This is a genomic window from Mumia spirodelae (assembly GCF_050632745.1).
Taxonomy (GTDB): Bacteria; Actinomycetota; Actinomycetes; order Propionibacteriales; family Nocardioidaceae; genus Mumia.
On record NZ_JBODSD010000004.1, the window covers coordinates 339,313 to 359,011 of the forward strand.

General features: G+C 73.5%; 18 protein-coding genes. 3 read left to right on the top strand and 15 right to left on the bottom strand.

Annotation, left to right across the window (positions count from 1 at the left end; translation table 11 throughout):
- Positions 1 to 38: 38 nt before the first annotated feature.
- The 6 genes from ACQSSQ_RS19550 to ACQSSQ_RS19575 are packed head-to-tail and all read right to left on the bottom strand — an operon-like array spanning position 39 to position 7,746.
- Entirely contained in the window at positions 39 to 1,493 is a 1,455-nt protein-coding gene (locus tag ACQSSQ_RS19550) for an aldehyde dehydrogenase family protein (RefSeq protein WP_431328797.1), read from the bottom strand.
- Positions 1,490 to 2,683 (bottom strand): FAD-dependent oxidoreductase, encoded by a 1,194-nt coding sequence (locus ACQSSQ_RS19555; RefSeq protein ID WP_431328798.1) that lies wholly within the window; start codon positions 2,681 to 2,683, stop codon positions 1,490 to 1,492. Before ACQSSQ_RS19555 ends, ACQSSQ_RS19550 begins: the two co-directional genes overlap by 4 nt.
- Complete coding sequence (locus ACQSSQ_RS19560; RefSeq protein ID WP_431328799.1) at positions 2,680 to 3,576, bottom strand: isocitrate lyase/PEP mutase family protein; 897 nt, start codon at positions 3,574 to 3,576, stop codon at positions 2,680 to 2,682. The genes ACQSSQ_RS19555 and ACQSSQ_RS19560 overlap by 4 nt, the downstream gene beginning before the upstream one ends.
- Positions 3,577 to 3,586: 10 nt before the next feature.
- Entirely contained in the window at positions 3,587 to 5,107 is a 1,521-nt protein-coding gene (locus tag ACQSSQ_RS19565) for an aldehyde dehydrogenase family protein (RefSeq protein WP_431328800.1), read from the bottom strand.
- Positions 5,104 to 6,411: an acyl-CoA dehydrogenase family protein gene (locus ACQSSQ_RS19570; RefSeq protein ID WP_431328801.1), complete on the bottom strand. Its 1,308-nt coding sequence runs from the start codon at positions 6,409 to 6,411 to the stop codon at positions 5,104 to 5,106. Before ACQSSQ_RS19570 ends, ACQSSQ_RS19565 begins: the two co-directional genes overlap by 4 nt.
- 6 nt (positions 6,412 to 6,417) lie before the next feature.
- On the bottom strand, positions 6,418 to 7,746 hold the full coding sequence (locus ACQSSQ_RS19575) for a flavin reductase (protein ID WP_431328802.1): 1,329 nt from the start codon (positions 7,744 to 7,746) through the stop codon (positions 6,418 to 6,420).
- A gap of 165 nt (positions 7,747 to 7,911) precedes the next feature.
- Here ACQSSQ_RS19575 and ACQSSQ_RS19580 point away from each other — a divergent pair, with 165 nt between their 5' ends.
- Complete coding sequence (locus ACQSSQ_RS19580) at positions 7,912 to 8,619, top strand: GntR family transcriptional regulator (protein WP_431328803.1); 708 nt, start codon at positions 7,912 to 7,914, stop codon at positions 8,617 to 8,619.
- A gap of 66 nt (positions 8,620 to 8,685) precedes the next feature.
- Here the strand turns inward: ACQSSQ_RS19580 and ACQSSQ_RS19585 are convergent, their stop codons facing one another.
- The 5 genes from ACQSSQ_RS19585 to ACQSSQ_RS19605 all read right to left on the bottom strand — a co-directional run bounded on the left by ACQSSQ_RS19585 (position 8,686) and on the right by ACQSSQ_RS19605 (position 12,914).
- Positions 8,686 to 9,489, bottom strand: coding sequence for an energy-coupling factor ABC transporter ATP-binding protein (locus ACQSSQ_RS19585; protein WP_431328804.1), 804 nt, complete (start codon positions 9,487 to 9,489; stop codon positions 8,686 to 8,688).
- Positions 9,489 to 10,154: a cobalt ECF transporter T component CbiQ gene (gene cbiQ, locus ACQSSQ_RS19590; protein ID WP_431328805.1), complete on the bottom strand. Its 666-nt coding sequence runs from the start codon at positions 10,152 to 10,154 to the stop codon at positions 9,489 to 9,491. Before cbiQ ends, ACQSSQ_RS19585 begins: the two co-directional genes overlap by 1 nt.
- A gap of 1 nt (position 10,155) precedes the next feature.
- Positions 10,156 to 10,470 carry a PDGLE domain-containing protein gene (locus ACQSSQ_RS19595; RefSeq protein WP_431328806.1) on the bottom strand — a complete coding sequence of 105 codons (315 nt, stop codon included), beginning with the start codon at positions 10,468 to 10,470 and terminating at the stop codon, positions 10,156 to 10,158.
- Positions 10,467 to 11,159 carry an energy-coupling factor ABC transporter permease gene (locus tag ACQSSQ_RS19600; RefSeq protein ID WP_431328807.1) on the bottom strand — a complete coding sequence of 231 codons (693 nt, stop codon included), beginning with the start codon at positions 11,157 to 11,159 and terminating at the stop codon, positions 10,467 to 10,469. The genes ACQSSQ_RS19595 and ACQSSQ_RS19600 overlap by 4 nt, the downstream gene beginning before the upstream one ends.
- Before the next feature lie 72 nt (positions 11,160 to 11,231).
- A complete protein-coding gene (locus ACQSSQ_RS19605) occupies positions 11,232 to 12,914 on the bottom strand; it encodes a nitrilase-related carbon-nitrogen hydrolase (RefSeq protein WP_431328808.1) in 1,683 nt (560 codons plus the stop codon).
- Between the two features lie 74 nt (positions 12,915 to 12,988).
- Here ACQSSQ_RS19605 and ACQSSQ_RS19610 point away from each other — a divergent pair, with 74 nt between their 5' ends.
- Positions 12,989 to 14,389: an MFS transporter gene (locus tag ACQSSQ_RS19610; protein WP_431328809.1), complete on the top strand. Its 1,401-nt coding sequence runs from the start codon at positions 12,989 to 12,991 to the stop codon at positions 14,387 to 14,389.
- Between the two features lie 66 nt (positions 14,390 to 14,455).
- Here ACQSSQ_RS19610 and ACQSSQ_RS19615 read toward each other — a convergent pair whose 3' ends face one another.
- From ACQSSQ_RS19615 to ACQSSQ_RS19625, 3 genes are read right to left on the bottom strand one after another with little or no spacing between them, the layout of a single operon-like run.
- A complete protein-coding gene (locus ACQSSQ_RS19615) occupies positions 14,456 to 15,034 on the bottom strand; it encodes a hypothetical protein (protein ID WP_431328810.1) in 579 nt (192 codons plus the stop codon).
- Positions 15,031 to 15,690, bottom strand: a complete 660-nt coding sequence (locus tag ACQSSQ_RS19620) for an isochorismatase family protein (RefSeq protein ID WP_431328811.1) — start codon at positions 15,688 to 15,690, stop codon at positions 15,031 to 15,033. Before ACQSSQ_RS19620 ends, ACQSSQ_RS19615 begins: the two co-directional genes overlap by 4 nt.
- Positions 15,690 to 16,898, bottom strand: a complete 1,209-nt coding sequence (locus ACQSSQ_RS19625; protein WP_431328812.1) for a CaiB/BaiF CoA transferase family protein — start codon at positions 16,896 to 16,898, stop codon at positions 15,690 to 15,692. Before ACQSSQ_RS19625 ends, ACQSSQ_RS19620 begins: the two co-directional genes overlap by 1 nt.
- A 58-nt stretch (positions 16,899 to 16,956) precedes the next feature.
- On the opposite strand from ACQSSQ_RS19625, the gene ACQSSQ_RS19630 reads away from it, so the two are divergent.
- The gene (locus tag ACQSSQ_RS19630; protein WP_431328813.1) at positions 16,957 to 17,874 is read left to right on the top strand and encodes a hydroxymethylglutaryl-CoA lyase; all 918 of its coding nucleotides are present in this window, start codon (positions 16,957 to 16,959) and stop codon (positions 17,872 to 17,874) included.
- A gap of 223 nt (positions 17,875 to 18,097) precedes the next feature.
- Here ACQSSQ_RS19630 and ffh read toward each other — a convergent pair whose 3' ends face one another.
- Positions 18,098 to 19,657, bottom strand: a complete 1,560-nt coding sequence (gene ffh / locus ACQSSQ_RS19635; RefSeq protein WP_431328814.1) for a signal recognition particle protein — start codon at positions 19,655 to 19,657, stop codon at positions 18,098 to 18,100.
- Between the last annotated feature and the right edge of the window lie 42 nt (positions 19,658 to 19,699).

Consider the following 19,699-nt stretch of genomic DNA (forward strand, 5'->3'; position numbering starts at 1 on the left):
GCGATGTCGGAAGCCGTAACCGAAACTTGATGCCCAGGTCAGGAGGGGTAAGCGGTGGCCCCGAGGCCAGCTCCACCGGCGCGGAAGGCGGCCGGGGCGTGCAGCACGCAGGTCTGCACGTGCTCGAGGATCCCCTCGTCGGAGTACTCCCTCCCCCATCCCGACCGCTTCACGCCGCCGAACGGCGCGCGCAGCGACATTCCCGTCCGGTTGTGGGTGTTCACGAACGTGAACCCGGCGTCGAGCCGCGTCCCTAGGGCGAAGGCGTGGTCCTCGTCGGCCGACCAGACCGACGCGCCCAGTCCCAGCTCCCCGGCGTTGGCCCGGGCGACCACCTCGTCCTCGGAGTCGAACGCGAGGACCGGCAGCGTCGGACCGAACTGCTCCGTCGCGACGAGGGCGTCGGCGTCGGAGGCCCCCAGGACGAGGGTGGGCAGCACGTAGTAGCCGTCGGACAGCGAGGTCGCGGGGTCGACCGTGCCGATCGGGAGCACGTCCGCTCCCCCGGCCCGCGCGGCGTCGACGAGCCCGCGGACGCGCTCGGCGGACCCGGCGCTCACGACGGGTCCCATCGTGACGCCCGGGTGCAGCGGGTCGCCGGTGCGCAGCACGCGCGCGGCCGCCGCCCGCGCCGCGTCGACGACCTCGTCGACCCGGGACCGGTGCACGTACAGGCGCTTGACCGCCATGCAGACCTGCCCGCTCGTCGCGAAGGCCGCCATCACCAGCCGCTCCGCGACGGCGTCGTCGAGCGCGACGTCGGCGAGGAGGACCGCAGGGTCGTTGCCCCCGAGCTCGAGCAGCGACGGGGTGAGGGCACCGGCCGCGGTCTTGGCGATCGCCCGCCCCGCGACGTCGCCTCCGGTGAAGGCGACCCGGTCGACCCCGCGGTGCCCGACGAGGGCGGTCGCGGTCTCCGCGTCGCCGTGGACGACCCCGAGCAGCCCGTCCGGCAGCACGTCTGCCATCGTCGCGACGACGCGCCCGACCGCGAAGGGCGCCAGCGGCGACGGCTTCACGACCACGGCGTTGCCACCGACGAGGGCGGGCGCCAGCTTGAGCATCGCGAGGATCACCGGCGCGTTCCACGGGGTCACCGCGGCCACCACGCCGTACGGGCGGTGGCGCAGCACGAGCCTCCCCTGCGCGTCGTCGACCTCCCGGTCCACCAGCAGCGTCTCCGCCCGGTCGGCGACCCAGCGCAGGACGGTGACGGCGAAGCCGGCCTCGCCGCGGCAGTCCGTCAGCGGCTTGCCGGTCTCGCGCGCCATCAGCTCCGCGACAGCGTCGAGCTCGGGGTCGAGGAGGTCCGCGGCCCGGCGCAGCGCGGTCGCCCGCGAGGCCACCGGTACGGCAGACCACTCGGCCTGCGCCGCACGGGCACGGGCCACGGCGCGGTCGACCACCGTCACGTCGTCGACCGGCGTCTCGCCGACGATCTCCTGGACGCGGGCCGGGTTCTCGCGCTGCGTGACGGTGGTCGCGACCGTCACCGCGGATCGCCCACCGGGTCGAGAGGGCGCAGCGAGTCGATCATCGAGGTCCGCCGCAGGTAGGCGCGGGCGGCGACGGGGTCGGCGGCGAGCGCCCGCAGCTCCGCGTGGTGCGCGGCGCGCGCGGCGGGGTCCTGCTCGCGCAGCTGCTTCCAGTTGTCGTGGGTGACGGTGCGGACGTACGACAGCGCCACGTCGCGGCGGCGCTCGAGCACCGCGTCGAGGTCGGTGGTCGACGCCTCTCCGCGCACCACCTCCGCGAGCGCCTGGGCCGACAGCACGGCGTCGTGGATGCCGCTGTTCATGCCCATTCCGCCGAGCGGGTTGTTGACGTGCGCGGCGTCGCCGACGAGGATCACCCGCCCGGTGCGGAACCGGTCGGCGACCCGCTGGTGGACGGCGTACAGCGAGGCGTGCAGCACGGCCCAGTCGCGACCGAGGTCGGCGACCCGACGCAGCCGGTCCTGGACCCGCTCGGCCGCGACCTCCGCCTCGGCGGGACTCTCCGGGTCGGTCGGGAAGAGGATCCGCCAGTGCTCCGGCGTGCGCAGCAGCACGAGCCACTCGGACGGGTCGAAGACGTAGTTGACGTCGGCGATGCCCGGGAGCACCTCCGCGAGGTCCTCCGTCGTGGAGACCACGAGGAAGCGCTCGGGGTACGTGATCCCCTCGAAGGCGGCGCCGACGGACTTGCGGACGACCGAGCTCGCGCCGTCGGCACCGACTACCCAGCCGGCCGTCCAGGTGCGGCCCGTGCGGCTGGTCACGCGGACGCCGTCGGCGTCCTGCACGACCTCCTCGACAGGCTCGCCGAACTCCACCGTGCTGCCCTCGTGGCGCAGCAGGTGCGCGAGCAGGATCGGTGTGAGCTTGCTCTGCTCGCACTGCACGCGGAACGGGTACGGGGTGTCGTCGGCGAGCAGACCGAGGTCGAGCTCGGCGACCGGGCCCTCCTCGCGGTCGCGGTACTGGAAGGCCTGGGACACGATCCCGCGCTCCCTCAGCTCCGCGAGCACGCCGAGGTCGTCGAGCATCTCCAGCGTCGGCGGGTGGTACGTGCTGGCGCGGGACTCCGCCGCGAGGGCGTCCCCTGCCTCGAGCACGGTCACGGCGTGACCGGCCCGGGCGAGCGTCAGGGCCGCGGTGAGGCCGACCGGCCCCGCTCCGACGACGATCACCGGTGTCCTCATCGTGTCGCTACCACCTCTGCGTAGCGCTCTTCGAGCGCGATCTGGTCACCGAGCCCGACGAGCTCGGTCAGGTCTGTCCAAGACATCCGGGGCGCCCCGCCGCCGGCGTGCCCGTCGCGGGCGATCGCCGCGTAGGCGTCGGCGGCCGCCCTCGCTGCCGCGAGCAGGGCCGACACCGGGTGGATCACGAGGCGGACGCCGAGACCGGCGAGGGTCGCGTCGTCGGCCCCGCCCTCGACCGGTCCCCCGGCCTCGGAGCGGTTGACGAGGAACGGGACGCCCGCGCCGAGCGAGCTCCGCACCTCGGTCAGCGCCGCCAGGTCGGCACCCTCGACGAAGACGGCATCGGCACCGGCCTCGACGAACGCGTGCGCCCGCTCGACGACCGACCCGATCCCCTCCACGGAGAGCGCGTCAGTGCGGGCGACCACCACGAGACCCGTACCGGCCTCGACGGTCGCCCGGACCCGGCCTGCAGCCTCGGCGACGTCGACGATGGCCTTGCCGGTCATGTGGCCGCACCGCTTCGGTGCCACCTGGTCCTCCAGGTGGAGGCCGGCGACGCCGGCTGCGGCGTAGCGCACCGCCGTACGACGGGCCTGCAGGGCGTTGCCGTACCCGGTGTCGGCGTCGGCGAGAAGCGGGACGCCGTCCAGGGCGGGCACGACCTGCGCCGCCCGGTCGGCGATCTCGCTGCCGTGCACGAAGCCGAGGTCGGGAAGCCCCAGCGCGACCGCCGAGACGACCGCACCGGACAGGCACACGGCACGAGCGCCGGAGCGTACGGCGAGCCTGGCGCTCACCGCGTCGTGCACGCCGGGAAGGTGCACGACCTCGTCGCCGGCCAGCAGCGCACGGAGGCGCGCGCCGGGCGCGGGAGAGGCGCCCGTCATCGGCGGAGCCTCATCGCCCGTGCAGCGCGAAGCTGCCCTCGACGCCCACGACGCGGGCCCCGGTGAAGCAGCGGATCGTCTCCACCGTGCCTTCCTCGCCGAGCCCCGACAGGCCCCACGCGGGCCGCGGCGTCATCAGGTGCAGGCTCATGATCGTCGAGCCGTTGACCTTGACCTCCCCGGCGCGGACCCGCCGCGCGAAGGCGAGCGCCCGGTCGGTGTCGGTGCCGACGACGTAGCCCTCGAGCCCGTACGCGGTGCCGTTGGCGATCGCGAGCGCCTCGCCCTCGTCGGTGTAGGGGTGCACGGTCGCGATCGGGCCGAAGATCTCCTCGACCGCGTCCTGCGGGGCGACCCCGGTCACCAGCGCGGGCGCCAGGTAGTTGCCCTCCTCCGGGACCGTCGTCGCGCGGTGGACCTCTCCCCCGGCGGCCCGGAGGGCCTCGAGCGCCGTCTCCAGCCGCGCCCGGTGGACGGAGTGGACGATCGGGCCGAGGTCGGACGCCTCGTCCAGCGGGTCGCCGGCGTGGAGGGCGGCGAGCCGCTCGAGCGCCAGGCGCACGATCTCGTCGGCCATCGACGCGGGGACGACGAGGCGCCCCAGCGCGCGGCACCACTGGCCGTTGAGGGTGGTGAGGAGGTCCACGGCGGCGTGGGCCGCGGCCGCGGGATCGGCGTCGGGCATCACGACGAGCGGGTTGTTGCCGCCGAGCTCGAGCTGCAGCGCGGCGAGCTTCTCGGCGCACGCGACCGCGACCGCACGGCCGCCGACGGCGCCGCCGGTGAAGGACACGGCCCGGGTCCGCGGGTCGGTGACGAGCACGCCGCCGACACCCGGTCCGCCCTGGAGGAGCTGGAAGACCCCGCCGTCGACACCGGCGTCGGCCAGCACCTGGGCGACGGTCGTTCCCAGCACGGTGGTCGCGTACGGGGCGTACTCGCTGGGCTTGAGGATCGTCGGGCAGCCGGCCGCGAGCGCGCTCGCGACCTTGTGCGCCGCCATCGGGGCCGGCGCGTTCCACGGGACGAGGCAGACCGCAGGACCGACCGGCAGGCGCAGGACCTCGACCGGCTGGCCCGCGGCGCCCTCGACGGGCGGGTCGAGCAGGGCACCCGAGCGCAGCATCTCGGCGGCCAGGTGGAACGCACCGGGGACGATCATGCCGACGACGGAGGTCTGGCGCAGCGGGACGCCGGTCGCGAACGCCTCCAGCGCCGCGAGCTCGCCCTGGCGCGCGGCCAGCGCGACCCCGATCGCGTCGAGCAGGGCCGCACGCTCCTCGGGGGTGGTCGACGACCAGGCGCCGCTCGTGTGAGCGGCGTCGGCCGCGGCCAGGGCGCGCTCGACCGAGACTGGGTCGCTCGCGACGGCCGTGCCGACCTGCGCGCCGGTGGCCGGGTGCTCGAGGACGAGGTCGAGCGTGCCGGTCGCCGGAGCGACCTGGCCGGCCACCACCTCGACGACCTCGGGCAGCGTCACCGCCGTCGTCGCCCCGTCCTGGGTCGCCACCGTGTGCGTCGTACTGGTCATCCCTGTGCTGCCTTCGCCTTCTGGTCGACGGCGTCGGGCGTGGTCAGGCCGATCCACGACTCGTCGGTGACGAGCAGCTGAGCCAGGTCGAGGCGACCCCGCTCGGCGGGGAACGCCTGGACCAGACCCATCGCGGTGTCACGAACGGCCCGGCCGATGACGTTGTCCATCAGCGCACCCGACGTCCCACACATCTTCAACGATCCGATGGCGACGGCGAAGGCCTTCTCGCAAACTGCTCCCTTGGTGAGCTTCCAGTTCTTGACGACCTCGGGCTTGGGCAGGATCGGCGGGTCGCTCGACTCGAGCTCGACCTGGTAGCGCAGCCACAGGTGCATGTCGGCGAGGTCGTGCTGCGCCTCTCCGATCAGGACCTGGTGCATCGGCGAGGAGGCGATCGGCTTGCCGGTGTCGGCGAACCGGGCCTTCATGGTCCGCTCGAAGGCGTAGTCCCACGCCCCCTGCGCGACGCCGGCGTAGATCGCCGCGATGGCGATCTGGTTGCCGACCCACGAGCCGCGCGACATGGAGGTCGCGCGTGCGAACCCGGCCGGCACGGCCAGCGCGTGGTCGCCGGGGACGAAGCAGTCCTCCATCACGAGGCCGTGGTTGTCCGACGCGCGCATGCCGAGGCCGCTCCACTGCTGGCGCGGGCGGATGCCCTCGCTGTCGCGGGCGACCAGGAACAGCGAGATCCCGTCGATCCCGTCGATGTCGGCGCGCCGGGCGGTCACGAGGTAGAAGTCGGCGGTGCCCGAGAGGCAGCCGAACGACTTCTCGCCGTTGAGCACCCAGCCGCCCTCGACCGGCGTCGCGGTGGTGGAGATGAGGACGTTCGCGTTGCTCGCCTTGGCGGCCTCGCTCGCGAAGTTGGCCAGGCAGCGCTTGTCGGTGCCCATCAGGGTAAGGACCCGCTCGGCGAACGCGCGGACCTCGTCCGCCTCGTCGTCGGTGTACAGCCCCGCGTCGAGCGCGGCGAGCGGGAGCAGGCCGCGCGAGGAGGCGGAGCAGTGGAAGAAGTACGCCAGGGCGGTGGAGCCGCACACCGTACCCAGCGCGTACGTGGTGGCGACGAGGTCGCGCAGGCCTCCCCCGAGGCCGCCGTACTCGGTGGGCACGACGAGCCCGAGCAGGCCGGACTCGGCGAGCAGCTTCACGTGTCCCGGGGGGAACTCGCCACGAGCGTCGGCCTCCTGCGCCGCGTCGCGGATCGCGGGAAGGATCGCCTCGACGCGAGCAGCACGCTCACGCTCCTCGGGGCTGAGGTCGGTCAAGAGGTTCTCGGCGGTCAGCATGGCCGTCATCAGCTCCTACAGGGTTGGCAGGGGGGTCGGTTCGGTCGAGGTGCTCGGGGTGGAGCCGTTGGTCGGAGGTGGCACCGCCGGGGCGGGCGCACGGTCCCGCACGCGGCGGGCGAGGCGGTCGAGCGCGACCGCGTCGGCCGGCGTCGTGACGTCGAGGGTGCCGAGGAGACGGACGAGGTCCTCGGTGGCGACGGCGCCGTCGAGGCCGCCGAGCGTGGTGTCGAAGTGGTGGACGCCGGACTTCAGCGCGGTGAGCACGTTGACCAGCCCGAGCCGGTCGTTGTCCCGCAGCCGCAGCCGGAGGGGGACGGGGCGGGCGATCCCGACCGCGTCCTGGAGCAGCGCCCTCACCTGCAGCGGGGTGGCGGCGCCGTCGGTGTCGTCGAGGCAGATCTCGGTCGCCCCGGCGTTGGCGAGCAGGTCGATCGCGGCGAGCGGGTGGTCGCCGCCGGGCACGGCGAAGACGTTCTCGAGGATCACGACCCTGCCCTCGACACCCGTCGTCGCCTCGAGCTCGCGCAGGAGGACGGCGGCGTTCTCCACCGAGCGGGGGTCGCGGCAGTCGGCTCGCAGCTCGAGCACGGGGATCCCCCGCTCGGCCGCCTGGCGGGCCTGGACCGCGGACTCGACGAGCGCGCTGTGCGGGTCGGTGCTCTCACCCCCCGCCCGGGCGCGACGGTCGTCCCACGGGAGGGCGTCGAGCGGGGCGCCGGCGGTGAGGTCGGCGACCCGGACGCGGATCCCGGACCTCCGGACGTGGTGGGCGGTCCGCCGGACGGCCTCTCCGCTCTCACCCCGGGTGACCAGAGAGGAGACCAGGCCGCTGTCGGCCAGCGTCGCGACGTCGGGGAGCACGTCGGCGAACTGTCCCCAGCCGCGGGAGTGGAAGAGCAGCGGCGCGGTCCGGCGGGCAGCGTGCCCGGCGAGCACCTCGCCGACGAAGATCGTGTGGTCGCCCCCGGGATAGGCGTGGACGATGCGGCAGTCGAGCCAGCCCAGCGCGGAGTCCAGCAGGGGCACGCCTGTCGCCGCCGTCGACCAGCTCTCGCCGTCGAAGCGGTCGGCCACGTCGCCCGACATGCCGGCGAAGCGGCGCGCGACCTCGGCCTGGTCCTTCGCCAGGACGCTGATGCCGAAGATCCCGCTCTCGGCGAGGAGGCCGTGGCTGTACAGCCTGCGGTCCAGGCAGATCGACACGAGCGGCGGATCGAGGCTGACGCTCGAGAACGAGCTCGCCGTCATGCCGTGGCGCACGCCGTCGACGACAGTGGTGACGACGGTGACGCCGCTGGGCCACTGGGCCAGCACGTCGCGGAACGTCGACGACTCGACCACGGAACCACCTCCTTCAAGGTGGTAAGAATATACAATATCGAATTGTGATTGCGCCACGGTTCTCGACACGCGAACTGTGAAGGCGTCGCGGATCGGTGCGGAGATGCGCAAGAATCTATGATGTAGAGAGACAACGGCGTCCCGCCCGACCAGAGGAGCACCCGCATGGCACGACGTAGCCGATCCGACCGGGCCACCCGGCCGATCGCCCACGTGTCACTCGTCGACCGCGTCACCAGCGAGCTGCGCGCCTCGATCCTGACCGGAGAGATCCAGCCGGGATCGTCGGTCTCGATCGTCGAGCTCTGCGAGCTCTACGACGTCAGCCACATCCCGGTGCGCGAGGCGCTGCGCCGGCTCGAGAGCGAGGGCATCGTCAGCCTACGGCCGGGGAGGTCCGCGCTGGTCGCCGACCTCAGTGTCGACGACCTCGCCGACATCTACCGCCTCCGCCGTCTCATCGAGGGCGACCTCGCGGCCAAGGCCGTCCGTCACATGACGGAGGACCGGCTGGCCGACGCGGAGCAGGCGCTCGAGGAGTACATCGCGATCGAGCGCGAGCCCGCGGCCCTCGCCGCCGCCCACCACGCCTTCCACGAGACGCTGCTCGCCGACGTCATGGGCAACGTCGACAAGAACGTCCTCGAGATGCTCTGGCACTCCGCCGACCGCTATCTCCACCTGCTCATGAAGGATCTCGACCACGCACCCGAGACCCAGGAGCAGCGCATCGACGAGCACCGCGAGCTCCTCGAGCTCGCACGCGACGGCCAGGCCGCCGCGTTCAAGAAGTCGTGGATCGCGCACCTCGACGGCACCGAGCGGTCGCTGATGGCCGCGCTGGGCAACCGTCAGGTCGCCGACACCGCCTGAGCGCCCTGCGCCACACGTCGACGAGCGTCCCCGGGACCTCCCGCGGGGCGCTCGTCGCGTCCGGGGTCAGCCGACCTGGCGCGCCGGGGTGATCCGCCGCGGACCGGCGGCCACGCGCGGGTCGAACCCGTACGGCAGCTCCAGCCGGTGCCGCGCCATGCGCTCGGTGTCGGTGAGGAGGTCGTACGTCGGGCCGTCGGCGGCGATCACGCCGTCGGAGAGCACGACCGAGCGCTCGCAGAGCTCCAGGGCGTACGGCAGGTCGTGGGTGACCATGAGCAAGGTGAGGTCGAGGGCGCGCAGCGTCTCGGCGAGCTCGCGCCGAGACGTCGGGTCGAGGAACGAGGAGGGTTCGTCGAGGACCAGGACCTCGGGCTGCATCGCGAGCACCGTCGCCAGGGCGACCTTGCGCCGCTGGCCGAGCGAGAGGTGGTGCGGCGGCTCGTCGACGACGTCCAGCATCCCGACGACCTCGAGCGCGTCGTGGACGCAGCGGTCGAGCTCGGCGCCCCGGACGCCGTAGTTCGACGGGCCGAAGGCGACGTCGTCACGGACCGTCGGCATGAAGAGCTGGTCGTCGGGGTCCTGGAAGACGACGCCGACACGGCGCCGGACCTCGCGTGCGGTCTTCTTGGCGACCCGCATCCCGCCGACCGTGACGCTGCCGGACCCGGCGGTCAGGATGCCGTTGAGGTGCAGGACGAGCGTGGTCTTGCCCGCGCCGTTGGGACCCAGCAGCGCGACCCGCTCCCCCGGCTCGACGTGGAGGTCGACCCCGTAGAGGACCTGGCGACCGCCGGGATAGGCGTACGCCAGCGCTGCGACGTCGACCGCCGGCGGCCGGCCGGCCGGCTCCAGCCCGCGGGCCATCAGCGGGCTCCCCCGTCGTACCCGCGGGCGAGCATGGCGAGGTGCACCCGCTCACCACGGGAGTACGCACGGATGAACAGCGCGCCCGCGGCACGGGCGAGCACCCACCAGCCGGCGACGGACCGGGCGCGGAACCCGCGCGCCTCCCGCGCGACGGCCATCCGACGCATCTCGGAGGTGACGACGTCGAGGTAGCGGATCATGAACGCGGTGATCGCCACGAGCTGGGCCGGGACGCGCAGCCGGGCGAGGGCGGCCGGCAGACGGTGCGGCTCGGTCGTCGCCGCGAGCACCAGGGACGCCACGACGCCGAGCGTGGCAGTCGCGAGCAGCTCCCACGCGTCCCACAGCCCGCTCACGGACAACGAGAGTCCCGCCACCTCGACCCGGGGACCGCCCGCGACGAACGGGACGAGCAGCGCGAAGACCACGAACGGCACCTCCACGACCATCCGCCGTGCGAGGTAGCCGAACGGCACGCGCGAGACCAGCACGACGGCCAGGAGCAGGGCGAGGTAGAGGGCGTAGGCGACGAACCACCGTCCCGGCGTCGCGACCACCACCAGGACGAACGCGACGAGCACCAGGATCTTGTGGTGCGGCTGGGCCCGGTGGACGAACGAGTGCCCGTGGAAGTGGACCTTGTGCCCGTGCGGCTCACCCACGTCAGGCCTGCGGATCGCGGCGCGGACGCAGCAGGCGGCCGATGCCGCCGGCGACGACGAGGACGACGGCGCAGCCGATCACGCCGGCGAGCCCGCCGGAGAGCCGGCCGTCGCTCACGCCGGCCGTCGCGTACTCGGCCAGCGGACCGCCGCCCAGCAGGTGCTCGTGGGCGCTGTCCAGGAAGCCCGCGGTGCCTGCGACGTACTCGAGCCCGTCCGGGTGACCCGAGGCGTAGAAGCTCACGACACCGGCGACCAGCAGCGCGGCCACCAGGGAGACGACGACGAAGGTGCGGGTGGTCAGCCGGGCGGTCATCGGGTCGCTCCTGCGCGGATCTCGAGCGGGCGGGCGACGCGCAGGTCGCGCGCGCCGAAGACCAGGTCGGGCCGGACCGCCATCACAGCGCTGACCACGAGCCCGGTGATCACCGCCTCGCCCAGGCCGATCAGGGAGTGCCAGCCGACCATCGCGACCGCCAGGCTGTCCACGGGGACGTCGACCCGTCCGCCGAGGGCGAAGAGTCCGGTGAAGACGAGCGCGGCGACCGGCACGGACGCGAACGCGCCGAGCGCCGCCGCGACGGGGACCGACGCCGGACGTGCCGGGAGCACGGCTCGCACCAGGCGGAAGACCGCCCAGCCGACGAGCACCCCGACGAGCGCCATCAGGGTCACGTTCGTCCCGAGCGCGGTGATGCCGCCGTCGGCGAACAGCAGCGCCTGGACCACGAGGACGACCGAGAGGCAGAGCACGGCGGTCGCCGGACCGACCAGGACCGCCGCCAGCGCGCCGCCGAGCAGGTGGCCGCTCGTGCCGGCCCCCACCGGGAAGTTGATCATCTGCGCGGCGAACACGAAGGTGGCGACGAGGCCCGCCATCGGGGCTGTCCGGTCGTCGGGCTGCTCGGCCCGGGCGCGCGGCAGCGCGACCGCCAGCGCCGAGATCGCGACCACCGCCGTGGCGGCCGAGGTCGGCGCGTCGAGGAAGCCGTCGGGGACGTGCATCCGAGTTCCTTTCGTTAGGGGGCCGAGCGTTGGGGGCCCAGCGTTCGGGACGGGGAGCGTCCGGTACGGCGCTCAGGCGGGCGTGTCGGCCAGATCCTGCCGGCGGACGAGCGCGTCGGCCAGGGCCCAGGGGCGCCCGTCCACCACGTCGGTGCCGCGGGACACGAAGCGGTTGACCGCCTGCTCGGGGCGCAGCGTCGCCACGGTCACCGGGTCGTCGGCGAGCAGCGGCTCGGGCCGGCTGATGACGCCGGCGAACTGCCAGCCTCCGCTCCAGAGCGTGAAGTCGCCCGACAGCGGGACGAGCATGCCCGCACCGTGCTCGCCCGGGCGGGAGGCCACGGCGAGGTTGAGCCGGTTCTCCGCGGACCGCTCGAGGAGCAGCAGGTCGAGGTCGTGCGCGGCTGCCGTGGCGAACGGCACCGCGACCACGTCGGCGTCCTGCAGCGCGGCGAGGCGGAACGTCTCCGGGTAGAGCGCGTCGTCACCCACCACGACCGCGAGCCGACCCCACGGGAGCTCGACCACGTCGAGCGCGTCGCCGAGCCGCGTCGCCCACGCCTCGTGCCGTGCACAGGCGTGCAGCTGGGGCTGGCGCGCCACGACGCCGTCGGCGCCGACCACCAGGCCCACGTGCTGGTCGCCGTCACGCACCGAGGTGACCGCGACCGCGGACGTCCCGGCGAGGGCGGCGCTCAGCGCGTCGGTGTCGAACGACGGTCCGGCGCCGGAGCCGACGACGCCGCCGGACCAGGCGGCGAGCTCGGGCAGGACCACCAGCGCGGCGCCGCCGTCGACGGCCTCGCGGACCAGGGCGATGACGTCGTCGCCGTCGCGCGGGGCGAGCACCGCGACCTCGACCGTCGCGGCACCGGCCTCGGCGCGCCGGCCGTGCGGCGCCTCGACGATGGCGCCGTAGAGCTCGGGTCGGCGGGACGCGAGGACGTCGGTCCCGTCCGCGCGGCGCTTCTCGTCGGCGCGGGCGACGTCGATGTCGGCCACGACGACCGCCTCACCGGCACGGGGGCCGCGGGCGACGACGGTGCCGTCGGGGGCGACGATCTGACTCTCCCCCGCGCCGTGCAGCAGGTCGGTCGGGACCCCCACGGCCTGGGCGACGGCCCCGATGCTGTGGTCGGGCACGAGCGGGCCGACCTTGTTCGCGGCGACGACCCAGACGCGGTTCTCGACCGCCCGCACCGGGATGTGGAGCGAGGCCTCGTCGAGCGCGAAGGAGTTGAGGCTGTTCAGGAGTATCTGCGCGCCACCGACGGCCAGCATCCGCGGGGTCTCGTTGATGACGCCGTCCATGCACGAGTAGAGCCCGATCCGGCCCAGCGGCGTCTCGACCACCGGCGACGCCTCCGTCGCGGGGTCGAGGTGGTCGCGCTCGCTGCCCATGAGCACCTGCTTGTCGCTGGTCGCCAGCACCGTGCCGTCGGGGCCGACGAGGACGTTGCTCCCGGTCGTGCGTCCGTCCTCCTGCGCGAGCGTGCAGTTCACGAGGAGGTAGATCCCGTGCCTGGCGGCCGTCTCGGCGAGCGTGCCGACGAACGCGCCGTCGAGCGTCTCCGCCTTGCGACGCGCGTGCTCGCGGTCGGCGTACCACGACACGTGGTTGCCGAACTCAGGCAGCACGACGATCTGGGCACCCTGGCCAGCAGCCTCGTCCACGAGGCGGACGGCGGCGGCGAGATTGGTCTCGACGTCCTCGGTGGCGGCGAGCTGGACGGCGGCTACGCGAACGATTGTCATGGCAGAACCATATATCCTTCTACGATTCTGCCCTAGACTTTCCCCGACACCCATGCCGACAAGAGGAGCCGGACGTGAGTGAACCGACCGAGCCGAGAGCGCCGGAGCACAGCCCCCCGCCCGTGGACGGAGGACGGACGACCGTCCCGCTCGCGGCGTTCGTCGGGCGCCCGCCGGTCGAGGTGGACCTGCAGCGCCCCGCTCCCTTCGGGTGGTGGGCCGCGATCGTGATCGCCCTCGTGGCGTTCATCGACCGGGTCGAGGTCAACCTGATCGCGGGCGCGCTGCCGGCGATCCAGGAGGAGTTCGGGTTCAGCGACACGTGGGCGGGCGCGATCCCGACGGCCGCCGCCATCGCAGGAGTCGTGCTGCTGCTGCCCGCCGGACGCCTCGCCGACACCGGCCGGCGCTCCGGGATCGTGGCGCTCGTCGTCCTCGTCTGGGCGGCCTGCTCCGTGCTGAGCGGTCTCGCCACGACCTTCGCCCTCTTCTTCGTCACCCGCATCATGCTCGGCGCTGCGGGCCAGCTCTACAACCCCCCGGCGTCCAGCCTGCTCGCCGACTACTACCCGGGAAGCACCCGCGGCAAGGCGTACGGCCTGGAGCGCGCCGGCTACTACATGGGCCTCCCGGTCGGCGTCGCCCTCGGCGGAGCGGTCGCCGAGGCCCTCGACTGGCGCTCGGTGTTCTTCATCGTCGCGGTGCCCGGCGTGCTCGTCGCGGCGCTCGTCCTCACGCTGAAGGAGCCGGTCCGCGGGATCGGCGACCGCATCGACCGTCTCCGCGGCGGGAGCGCGACCAGCGCCGCCGAGCCCACCGCCCCCGGTGGCGAGCGCCCGGCCGTGCTCGCCGAGGCCAAGAGCCTGCTCTCGATCGGCACGCTGCGCGGAGTGATCATCAGCCTCGCGCTGCTCTACCTCGGGCTCGGCGGCCTCTTCTACTGGCTCCCCACGCTCCTCGAGCGCACCGAGTCGCTGTCGTACGACACAGCCGCGGGGCTGGCCGGCGGCGTCGGCGGTATGGGGATCGTCGTCGGCATCATCCTCGGCAGCCGCATCGGCGACCGTGGCCACGGCGTACGCCCGGGCTGGCGGATCCGGACCAGCATCTGGTTCCTCCTGGTCGGCGCCCTCGCGATCACCGGTGTCGTCGTGCTGCCGGGCCTCGGACTGCGCGTGGCGCTCGTGGCGCTGTCCTGCGTCGGGTTCGCCGGTGCGATCCCCAACCTGACAGCGGCCTCGGCCGATGTCGTCCCCGCCGAGCGGCGCGGGCTCGGGTTCGCGCTCGTCCAGTTCCTGCTCACGCTCGGTGGCGCGGGCGGACCGCTGCTGATCGGGGTGGTGTCCGACGTGACGGGCTCGATCAACACCGCGTTCCTCGCGCTGGTGCCCCCGCTGTTCGCGAGCGTGCTCGTGCTGCGGTGGGCGGCGGCGACGTACGACGACGACGCGGCGAAGACCCTCTCGGGTCGCTGACCCACGAACGCCAGGAGGCGCTGCCGACCCGAGTGTCGGCAGCGCCTCCTGGCGTCGTACGGGCGGTCAGGCCCAGTGGCGGACGACGGCCACGCCCTCACCGGCCGGGGCCGCCTCGCCGGCCCCGAGGTGGGCCCAGCGACCGAGCGACGGCCAGTAGACGTCCACCTCGTGGTCGAAGCTGCCGAGGTCCGCGCCGTCGACCTGCTCGACCGAGCCCGACAGCGTTCCCCCGCCCGCCCGGACGGTGCCGGGCGCGAGATCGGAGACGGTGAGCGTCCCGGGCTCGTCGGCCGGACCCTCGGTCCACCCCCCGGCCGCGCCGCTGAACCAGACGAGCGCGCGGGTCTCGTCCTCGGTCCCCGTCTGCGACCGGGTCGCCCGCGGCTCGACCACCAGGAGCTGCCCCGGACGGCACGTGCTGCCGCTCATCGAGAGCGCGCCCTCGAGGACGAGCATCTCCTCGCCCGCCGGCTGGTGGCCGGTCATCGCACGCTGCCACCCGGCGGGGAACCGGACGAAGACCGTGCGGGAGGTGGCGTCGGCGGACTGGTACAGCAGCACCATCTCCGCCTTCTGGTCGGCGCCGGCAGGGGCGAAGCTCGCCCACTCCAGCGCGTCGTCGAACAGGTCCTGGTCGTTCACGGTCGAGCTCCTTCTGAGGTCGGGACGGGGGTTTCTCGCAGGTGGGCCACGACGGCGTCGAGGCCGACCACGTCGGCGTACTTCGCGTCGAGGTCGAAGAGGTTGTGCTCGTGGACCTGGGCGTCCCGGTCGCCGCAGGCCTCCGGCACGACCACCGGCCGGAACCCGTGCTGGAGCGCGTCGGTCGCCGTCGCACGGACGCAGCCGCTGGTCGAGAAGCCGACCACCACGACGGTGTCGACGCCCCAGGCCCTCAGGGTCGAGGCGAGCGACGTCCCGAAGAACGCGGACGCGTACTGCTTGGAGACCACGACCTCGCCCTCGACCGGCGCCGGGTCCTCCGGGAACGCGGCCCACGGGGAGCCCGCCTCGAAGGCGGCGAGGGCCGGGACCTTGCGGCGGAACAGCCCACCGTCGGCACCGCCGGCCATCAGCCGCACCTCGGTGAAGACCACCGGCACACCACCGGCGCGCGCGGCCGCGACCACCTCCGACGCCGCCGCGCGCGCCCGCTCGAAACGCCCGTCGGCGTCGCTCAGGGGCGACCGCGGGTCCAGGTAGGCGGTGACGATGTCCACCACCACCACCGCGGGGCGTGCACCGAAGCCCAGGCGGCCGAGGAACCCGGCCGCGGTGTAGTCGTCGCCGCGCGACATCAGATCACGCCGGCCTCGGCCAGCGCCGTCCGCTCGTCGTCGGTGAGGCCGAGCAGCTCGCCGTACACCTCGTCGTTGTGCTCGCCCAGGGCCGGCCCGGTCCACCGGATGCCGCCGGGGGTGCCGGACAGGCGCGGGACGACGTTCGGCATCGCGAGGGTGCCGAAGGTCTTGTCCGGCACGCGGACGACGGCCTCGCGCGCCGCGTAGTGCGGGTCCTTCAGCATGTCGGCGGCGCGGAAGATGCGGCCGGCCGGGACCCCGGACTCGTGCAGCAGGGTCAGCAGCGCTTCGGCGTCGTGCTTGGCGGTCCAGTCGGCGATGCGCTGGTCGAGCTCCTCCTGGTGGGCGCCGCGGGCGCCGTGGGTCGCGTACGACGGCAGCTCGGCGAGCTCCGGCTCCCCCATGACCGCGGCGAGGCGGGTGAAGACGGTGTCCTGGTTCGCGGCGATGAGGATCGTGTGCCCGTCGGCCGTCGGGTAGACGTTGCTCGGCGCGACGTTGGGCAGGATCGGGCCGGTCCGCTCGCGCTGGTAGCCGGCGACGTCCCACTCGGTCACCAGACTCTCGGTCATCGCGAGCACGGCCTCGTAGATCGCGCTGTCGACGACCTGGCCCTCCCCGGTCCGCTCACGGTGCAGGAGTGCGGCGAGCGTACCGACGGTCGCGTGGGTCGCGGCGAGGGAGTCGCCGATCGACAGGCCGGTCCGCGACGGCGGACGGTCCGGCTCTCCGGTGATGTAGCGCAGCCCGCCCATGGCCTCGCCGATGGAGCCGTAGCCGGCACGCTCGGCGTACGGGCCGGTCTGGCCGTAGCCGCTGACCCGGACCAGGACGATCCCCGGGTTGCGCTCCTTGAGCCGCTCGTAGCCGAGGTTCCACCTCTCGAGCGTGCCCGGGCGGAAGTTCTCGAGGACCACGTCGGCGTGCTCGACGAGGCGGAGGAACAGCTCCTGACCCTCGGGGCGACGCAGGTCCAGGGTCACCGAGCGCTTGTTGCGGGCGACGACCGGCCACCACAGCGAGTGGCCGTGCGGCTTCTCGCGCCCCCACTGCCGCATCGGGTCCCCGACGCCGGGGGCCTCGACCTTGACGACGTCGGCGCCGAGGTCTCCCATCAGCTGACCGGCAAAGGGTCCCGCGAGCAGCTGGCCCGCCTCCACGACACGCACCCCGGCGAGTGCGCCGGGCGTCTGATCCGTTGACATGGGCCAGATCGTATATCAGATAGACTCTGCACGCCCAGGCTTCCCCCAGGAGGACGCGATGACACCGAGCACCCCGCCCCCGACGGTCGAGATCGTCGAGGTCGCCCCGCGCGACGGACTGCAGAACGAGGCCCGGATCTTGCCGACACCGGTCAAGGCCGAGCTCGTCCGCCGCAGCCTCGACGCGGGCGTGCGCCGGATCGAGGTGACCGCCTTCGCCCGTCCCGACCGGGTGCCGCAGATGGCCGACGCGGAGGCGCTGATGGCCGAGGTCCGCGACGACCCGCGGCTCAGCGCGATCGGTCTGGTCCTGAACCGGCGCGGGCTCGACCGGGCGATCGCCGCGGGGTGCGACGAGGTCACCGTGGTCGTCGTGTCGTCCGAGGGCCTCGCGGTGCGCAACCAGGGTGTGGGGACGTACGACCAGGTGGCCGCGTGGCACGCGATCGCCCCGGTCGCGCGCGAAGCCGGGCTCAAGACCTCGGTGATCCTGGCGGCGGCGCTCGGGTGCCCCTTCGAAGGCGAGGTGCCGGCGAGCCGGGTGCTCGAGGTCGCCGAGGCGGTGGTGCAGGAGGCGCCGGACGAGCTCGCGATCGCCGACACGATCGGCGTCGGCGTGCCCGCCCAGGTCGGCGACCTCGTCGCGGGCCTCGGCGCGCTGGCTCCCGGCGTGCCGCTACGTGCGCACTTCCACAACACGCGCAACACCGGGTACGCCAACGCGCTCGCGGCGGTGCAGGCAGGTGTGTCGGTCCTCGACGCCTCTGCCGGCGGGATCGGCGGCTGCCCGTTCGCCCCCGGGGCGACGGGCAACGTGGCGACCGAGGACCTGCTCTACCTGCTCCACCGGTCGGGTTTCAGCACCGGTGTCGATCCGGAGCCGGTGGCCGCGACCGGCGCGTGGATCGCGGACCAGCTGGGGCTCGCGCAGGCGCCCGCCCAGCTCGGGCGCGCCGGGTGGTTCCCCGCGGCCTGAGGCGACGTCGTACGACCCCCGTCCGCTCGCCTCCACTCAGCGACGCTCTGCCCAACTCGGCGACGCATCCCGCCGTCGCCGAGTAGTCCCCGCCGTCGCTGAGTAGTCCCCGCCGTCGCTGAGTGCGGGGCGACCGGAGGTCGGCTGCGCCGATCGTCGATGAGGGGTCCCGACCCGCCCGTGGTCGGAACCCCTCATCGAACCGTGCTGGTCACCGCGAGACTCAGAACAGGTCGCGGATCTCCTTGGGGATCTCGATGTCCTCGCCGGCCTGCGGCGTCCCACCGAAGCCGAAGGCGGACGCGCCGTCGGCCTGCGGCTTCGCGGCCTCCGCCTGCGCAGCGGCCGCCCGCTTGGCCGGGTTGCCCGAGACGCGCCGTCCCTTGCCCTTGCCCTTCTTGGCCTGCTGACGGGCCCCGGCGCGCTTGCCGCCCATGCCGGGCATCCCCGGCATGCCGGGCATCCCCGGGATCCCGCCGCCCTTGGCCATCTGCTGCATCATCTTGCGCGCCTCGAAGAAGCGGTCGACGAGCTGGTTGACGTCGCTGACCTGCGTGCCGGAGCCGCGCGAGATGCGGGCGCGGCGCGAGCCGTCGATGATCTTCGGGTTCTGGCGCTCCGACGGCGTCATCGACTGGATGATCGCCTGGATCCGGTCGATCTCGCGCTCGTCGAAGTTGGCGAGCTGGTCCTTGATCTGGCCCGCACCGGGGAGCATCCCGAGGATCTTGCTCAGCGAGCCCATCTTGCGGACGGCCTGCATCTGCTGGAGGAAGTCGTCGAGCGTGAAGTCGCCGCTCTTGCCGGCCAGCTTCTCGGCGGCCTTCTGCGCCTGCTCGACGTCGAAGGCCTTCTCGGCCTGCTCGATCAGCGTCAGCATGTCGCCGAGGTCGAGGATGCGCGACGCCATCCGGTCGGGGTGGAAGACGTCGAAGTCGGTGAGCTTCTCGCCGTTGGAGGCGAACATCACCGGACGGCCGGTCATCTCGGCGATCGAGAGCGCGGCGCCACCGCGGGCGTCGCCGTCGAGCTTGGAGAGCACGACGCCGGTGAAGTCGACGCCCTCGAGGAACGCCTCGGCCGTACGGACGGCGTCCTGGCCGATCATCGCGTCGACGACGAAGAGGACCTCGTCGGGGTCGGTGGCGTCGCGGATGTCCGACGCCTGCTTCATCAGCTCCTCGTCGATGCCGAGGCGGCCCGCGGTGTCGATGACGACGATGTCGTGCAGGGTCTTGCGGGCCTCGGCGACCGCGTCGCGGGCCACCTGGACGGGGTCGCCGACGCCGTTGCCGGGCTGCGGGGCGTACACGTCGACGCCGGCGCGCTCGCCCACGACCTGCAGCTGGTTGACCGCGTTGGGGCGCTGGAGGTCGGCCGCGACGAGCATCGGCGAGTGGCCCTGGCCCTTGAGGAACAGGCCGAGCTTGCCCGCGAGCGTCGTCTTGCCGGCACCCTGGAGGCCGGCCAGCATGATCACGGTCGGCGGGTTCTTGGCCAGCCGGAGCCGGCGGGTCTCGCCACCGAGGATGCCGACGAGCTCCTCGTTGACGATCTTGATGACCTGCTGGGCGGGGTTCAGCGCCTGGCTGACCTCCGCGCCGCGGGCGCGGTCCTTGACCCGGGCGACGAACTCCTTGACCACGGGCAGCGCGACGTCGGCCTCGAGCAGCGCCACCCGGATCTCGCGGGCGGTGGCGTCGATGTCGGCCTCGGACAGCTTGCCCTTGCCGCGAAGGTTGCGGAAGGTGGTCTGCAGGCGGTTCTGGAGTGTGTCGAACAAGACAGCCGTTCCTCACAGGTGTCGGGCAGCCGCGACGTGCGG